We start from the raw sequence: 6,106 nt of genomic DNA on the forward strand, positions 1-6,106 counted from the left end.
GTTATGTGCCCTAATCCACTATTGAGGATAGCTGAGCCAGCTCCCCCATGCTCTCTATTTCGAATATTCTTATGTCTGGGATGCAGCCAAGAATTCTCAGCTTCTCTTTAAAGAGCTGGTACTCTTCCATCTGTCCAGAAAGCTTCGGAGAGAGTGCGGCCAGCACTATCTCAAAGCCATTGTATCTGGCCAGCCTCAGACTCTCAAAGAGAGGGGTGGTCTCCAGCATGAGGCTCGTTATCACCACCACCTTTGTTTGGAGCTTTCCTCTTTTCACAATATCCGTCATTGCCTGATACAGCTCGAGGCTGCTCACATCCTTCCATGCCATGATGCTCTCCACAAACGGCTGAATCCTCTCGAAAAAGCACGCCACTTCGGGGTCGTGCAGGGCAGAGCTGAGCACGAACTTCCTGAGCATCGACAGCTCATCAGTGGTAATGAGTGGAGAGGGCGTTTTTCCTCCGGGCGTTTTTCCTCCAGCCTCTCCGTTTATGTGGGAAAGTTCTCTTGTTATCTGCAGCTCCTGATGCTTACCAGCACCCGTGGGGATGAGCTGTGTGGGCTTGCTCTCCTTGAACGTGAGCATCGCCATTGGGATGCCCCTTGCGGCACACAGCCCATACACGATGGCCGCCGCCTCGATTGCAGCCTCGAGCACCGCCCCACTGCCAGTTTCCATGCTCTTTGAGATATCGAGCATCAGCACGAGCTGAGCTTCGGGAATTCTCTCTGGCTGCTTTACCATGGGTCTCTGTATCTTGGCGGTGAGCTTCCAGTCTATCCACCTCAGGCTATCGCCAGGAGAGAACCTTCGCACCTCTCCCACACCTGGAGCCCACCTTTTCGTGCCAGAGGAAGCGGTTGGAGAGCGTGCTCTTCGTCTCCTTATGCCACCCATGCCCTCAGAGCGTGTGAGTTCTCCACCCATCTTAACGTATACTTCCACAGCCTCCTCCACCCTCCAGCGCTTACGCCATACGAACAAGCCGAGAGCATCATCGAGTTCACACGTGAGGGTGCCCACTGCCCACCTCCCCCTCTTTTGCCCCCTGAGGGTGTACGAGATTTCAACGTCCTTCCCCTCTCCAATGGTAACCCGCTGCACAGGGGGGCTCTGGGGCTTTAGCCCTGCCGAGGGGCTTAATGTTATGAGTGCATTTGTGCATCTACCCGTGCCATGTACCACGAACCTCACAGTGGTGCTCGAGTGTTGTACGAGAACGTTTTTTTCGAGCGTGTGCCTCACATCCACTGTGAGCCCACGAGCCCTCAACCACAGGTGCATTCCCTCGACACCCAATACCAATGCTCCAAGCAGGCTGGTGAGTGCCATGAGCGCGCTCTCGGAGATTATCGAGAGAAGTCCCACCTCGACCAACAGCACGAGGATTAGCCTTCCCCTCTCGCTCAGCTCCATGGGATGCTCACCGTGCTGAGAACATCACGGATGACATCCTCGACCTTTACCTTGGCAAGCTCGGCCTCTGGTGTGAGGATGATGCGGTGGTTTAGCACATGGGGCGCCAGATACTTCACGTCGTCTGGAATCACGTAGCTTCTTCCAAGCATTGCCGCCCTTGCTTTTGAGGTGATGAGGAGGTTAATCGAGCCCCGTGGGCTTGCCCCGAGCAGCACGTCCTCGTGGTTTCGGGTGCACATCACGATATCGCGAATGTACTGCATCACCTTCTCCTCCACGTGCACCCTCCTCACGATGTCTATGCAGCGCAGCACCTCCTCTGGATGGGACACCCTCTTGCACACTCCTTCCTGCATTCCGTTGCTGAGCTGCTCGTTCTTGAGCCTCAGCACCCCCAGCTCCTCCTCATCCTCTGGCAGCTCGAGTGCGAGCTTGAAGGTGAACCTGTCTATCTGGGCCTCTGGAAGGGAATATGTTCCCTCCAGCTCGATGGGGTTTTCTGTGGCAATCATCATAAAGGGTCTTGGAAGGCTTCGAGACACACCCTCCACTGTGATGGTCTTTTCCTCCATGGCCTCCAGCATCGCCGACTGGGTCTTGGGGGCAGCCCTGTTGATCTCGTCTGCCAGCACGATGTTGGCAAAAATAGGGCTTTCGTAGTACTTGAACTCCTGTTTCTTCTGGTCGTACACATATATGCCCGTGATGTCAGAGGGCTGAAGGTCTGGAGTGAACTGGATGCGGTGAAACTCGCACCCAGTGGCATGGGCGAACATCTTGGCTATCGTGGTCTTTGCCACGCCGGGAACGCCCTCCATCAGTATGTTTCCCTCGGAGAGCAGGCTGATGAGCATGAGCTCTATTATCTCATACTTGCCCACGATGACTCTTCTAAGCTCTGAAAGTATGCGCCGAGCCACGTTTTGCACGAGCTCCACACCGCATAGCTCATTTCCCTCCAGCATGCTACCCCACCCTCACCGCTTTATATATCTCTTCGCCACATCGTATATATCATTTCTCTTGAATACACACACCGTGCCCACGAGGCACATCACCAGCAGCAAAAGCTGGAGCATGGGCGAACTCATTATGGCCCTTCTGAGCACCACCATCGGTGGGTTGGGCTGCTCACACTGGTCGAATGCAACGATGCTCCTGTTTCCCACCACAACCTCAAAGAACTCTGAGTTGTTCGCCATTGGGAGCATGGCGTTGATGAACACAGAGGGGTCGGCAATGCACACCACCTCTCCTCTACCCACATCTTCGATTGCCACGATGGGCACCCTTCCTCTGTGCTCCAAGAGTGCCATCTCGTAGTCGTGCTCTATGTCTGCAAATGCAAAGCTGCCCGTGTACGCGAGCACCTCCCCACTCTTCACCAGAAGAGAGGTGGGATAGTTGAGCACGATGTGCATCGATGAGTTGCCCTCCACAACCTCGGCCACTGGCAGCGAGACATTTATCCAGTAGCTCGAGTAGTCGAATATGGGCTCTCCAGTGAATCTCGTGCTCGCTCCCACTATGGAGAGCACATCATTCCCCCTGCCATAGTCCTCACACACCACCAGCCTTCCCCCATTCTCCACGAAGCTGGAGAGTGCTTTGGAGTGCTCTACAGAGAGGGCATTGGGGCTTGCCAGCACCAGCGTGGTCGAGGGGGGCACAAGGCTCTCAATTTCCCCCGGCGAGAGAATCACGTGTGCCTCGTGCCGTGCGCTAGCCAGAGAGAGCGCCTTGGAGTATCCATTCCATCCATGGTTGTACGCACTGAAGTCCTCTGAGTTGGTGGAAAAGGCACCCACACCAAGCATCAGCACTGCGAGCACAAGGGCTATTATCCCCACCTGCCCCGTCCTCATGATAAGCTCTCCACTATCCTCTTTACCAGCTCAAGCGCCCTTTTTGCCTGCTCACGGGTAGGCGGGTTGCCGCTGAACTCGCAGAGCTCATAGAGCATGGCGAGCTCCCCAAACGGGCCATCTTGCTCGGTATCGTCCAGCTTCTCCAGAAACTCCCTGTGGGTGAGGGTGGGATCATCCTCAATGCCCGCTCTCTCTGCGATGAACCTTCTTGCCACGAGGTATCCCTCTCTCACGGCCTTTGCAGGGCTTTGCTCTGCCATCATCTCTATCGCTCTGATATCCTCTTCTAATCTTTTCATTCCCTCTTCCTCGCTCGCCTCTTCCACCTCTTCCACTTGTGTTGGTTCCTCCTCATGGGGCTCTCTTTTTGGGGGCTCTGGAGCCCTGGGAGCTCTTCTCATCCAGAAGTCCACCACTCGCTCTCTCTTTATCCACAGGAGGGTGAGACTCACCAGCACCATAGCAATGCCCAGAAATGAGTAAAGAGGCGGGGTGGGTGTTGTGGAGGAGGTGGGTGTTGTGGATGGAATGAGTTTGGGCGTAAGCTCAAACTGTCCAGTGGCATTGGAGGGTAAAAACGCCAGTGGGCCAGGCTCGAAGCTCGCATCCACAGTGTGCCTGCCTCTTTCCATCTTCGAGCTGTCCACATTCAGGCTGAAGGTGCCATCCTCGTTTGTGCTCACAACATACACGAACCTGTCCACCACAATCTTCACGCCAAGCCCACGCAAGGGAATCCCAGCACACGTGAGCCTTCCACTTATGTTAACCATCGATACCATCGGAGCTACATGCAGCGTGAGCTCGGTGGGCTTTGGAAGCACGTGGAGTGGCTTTCGTGCATGTGCGGGTGCGGCGGGCACGCTCGATGGAATGTAGGACACATGCACATCGGTCGTCCCCCTTTCGAGATACTGGGTGAGGATTAGCTCCTCTTCATAGAACCCGCCTGCCTTGGTATGAAGGATGTAGGTGTGGTTTTGGAGGGTCATGCTCACGCTCTCGTTCTGGATGCCCGTATCATTCAGACGGTAGTATAGCCTTCCGTGCACCTTCAGCACATCCCCAAACCCAGCCTGCTCTGGGGAGAGTGAGAGGCTTATGCTGGTGGGGTAAAACGCTTGATTTTCGAGTGTGCTCAGCTCCGCATGGAGCTGGCTTATCAGCTCGGTTAGCAACTCGATGTTCTTTTCGTGTGTGGACACCTCGATGTTGGGATAGTGGTAAAATTCAGGGGCATAGAGCATCTTTGAGCTCTCATTCAGCCTGTTGAGCACATCTATCGCCCTCATCACCTCGGCAACCGCTTTGGCTCTTCTGCCCTCGCGAATGTATTGCTCTGCCCTTTGATAGTGGCCAATTAGCCTTTGTGCATCCTGTGTGGAAAGGTTAACGAACTGCACAAGCTCGGATAACCTTGTTCTCAGACGGGGGTCGAGGGTGCCCATCACGAGGCTGTTTTGCTGATAGAATTCCATGAACTCCGTGTAGTGTCTCCTCATGCCCTCGACATCTCTTCCCCTCACGTCTTCGAGCAAAAATCCGAACCTTAGCAGCAGCCCATTGATGGCCTCATACTGGAAGGGGGCAAGCTCGGCTGTGCTCGACTTTTCGATTTCTGCTGGGTTAACGTGGTGCGGATACTCTTCGGCAAGTGTATGGGGCATACCCCCAACGAGCACGAGGGCCAGCATCAAGCACATCAGGACGCGCATCTATGCAGAGCATTGTGCTATTGAACATATACTTTTCTGGAGCTGCTGTGGCCTAGCTGTGGCTGGCTTGGCGGGGTGGCTGGAGATGCTTTACACGATGCTTTACACGGTACAGTGTGAAACCTTTAGAGGGGACAGTGTGAAACTTTATATATCGATACATTGATAAGCTACTTGAGCGATAAAAATCATGGTTTGGCACCAGCAGGAGAGGGGTAGAACATGAGTTGGAACATTACTTCACGAGTCTTATTGGTGATTCTCGTATTGGCCGTTGCGCTCGGCACGGCCTCATTAACACTTGGAGACGCACCAGACGCCTCCGTGTCTCTTGTGCCCTCCTATGTGGAGGCTAATCCCGGGGATGTGTTCATGATAAACGTCTCGGTGAACAGCACGGTGCCCGTGTATGCTGCGTCGTACACTGTGCTGTTCGACCCCATGGTGCTTGAGGTGGTTAATCAGACACAGGGCAGCTTTTTGACCTCTGACGGGAACAACTCGACCGTGCTCATCAACAGGTACTACAACACCAACGGCACGGTTGAGTATGGTGAGTTCAGGACTGGAACCACAACTGGCATAACTGGAAATGGCACCCTTGCCACCATATGGTTCCGCGTGAAGGATTCTGTCCCCCCAGGCTCCAGTGCCATCGTGTTCAAGCCAGATGAGACCATCCTTTCAGATACCAACCCCTCTCCAATAAACACGGCGCTGTACAACTGCACGGTAAATGTGGGCGCAGCGCCACACAGTGTGGTGGTATTCATCAGAGTGGAGTCCAACACCACCACACTCTTCAACGGCACCATCACCGTCCCACCGAACTGCACCGTGGTGGACACCTCGGGTGTTCCCCACTTCATAGACCACCCAACCGCCCTCGGTGCGCTCGTGGAGGCAGCAAACCGCTCGGGCTTCACGTACAACATATCCTCCTCTGCCTATGGACTCTACGTCACGGACATCAACGGCGACTCGTGGGTGCAGTACAGGGTGAACTATACCTCCCCATGGGACTCTGTTGACCAGTACAGCCTCACCGGTGGGGAGTACGTGCTGTTTGCCACCGGCCAGTACTATCCGTTCTATCCGCT

General features: G+C 54.7%; 5 protein-coding genes. 1 reads left to right on the forward strand and 4 read right to left on the reverse strand.

All coding sequences use genetic code 11. The features are described 5' to 3' along the window. Nucleotides 1-10 precede the first annotated feature (10 nt). From BP07_RS05225 to BP07_RS05240, 4 genes are read right to left on the reverse strand one after another with little or no spacing between them, the layout of a single operon-like run. Complete coding sequence (locus tag BP07_RS05225; protein ID WP_042686583.1) at nt 11-1,420, reverse strand: DUF58 domain-containing protein; 1,410 nt, start codon at nt 1,418-1,420, stop codon at nt 11-13. Next, complete coding sequence (locus BP07_RS05230; RefSeq protein WP_052353270.1) at nt 1,411-2,388, reverse strand: AAA family ATPase; 978 nt, start codon at nt 2,386-2,388, stop codon at nt 1,411-1,413. Before BP07_RS05230 ends, BP07_RS05225 begins: the two co-directional genes overlap by 10 nt. A gap of 12 nt (nt 2,389-2,400) precedes the next feature. After that, nucleotides 2,401-3,288 (reverse strand): DUF4350 domain-containing protein, encoded by an 888-nt coding sequence (locus BP07_RS05235; RefSeq protein WP_042686587.1) that lies wholly within the window; start codon nt 3,286-3,288, stop codon nt 2,401-2,403. After that, complete coding sequence (locus tag BP07_RS05240; protein WP_084174123.1) at nt 3,285-5,006, reverse strand: DUF4129 domain-containing protein; 1,722 nt, start codon at nt 5,004-5,006, stop codon at nt 3,285-3,287. The genes BP07_RS05235 and BP07_RS05240 overlap by 4 nt, the downstream gene beginning before the upstream one ends. Before the next feature lie 255 nt (nt 5,007-5,261). Between BP07_RS05240 and BP07_RS05245 the strand changes: the two genes are divergently transcribed. Further along, nucleotides 5,262-6,106 (forward strand): cohesin domain-containing protein (locus BP07_RS05245; RefSeq protein WP_211247058.1); only part of this gene is annotated, 845 nt, incomplete at its 3' end.

It is taken from the genome of Methermicoccus shengliensis DSM 18856 (assembly GCF_000711905.1).
In the GTDB taxonomy this organism is placed as follows: domain Archaea; phylum Halobacteriota; class Methanosarcinia; order DSM-18856; family Methermicoccaceae; genus Methermicoccus; species Methermicoccus shengliensis.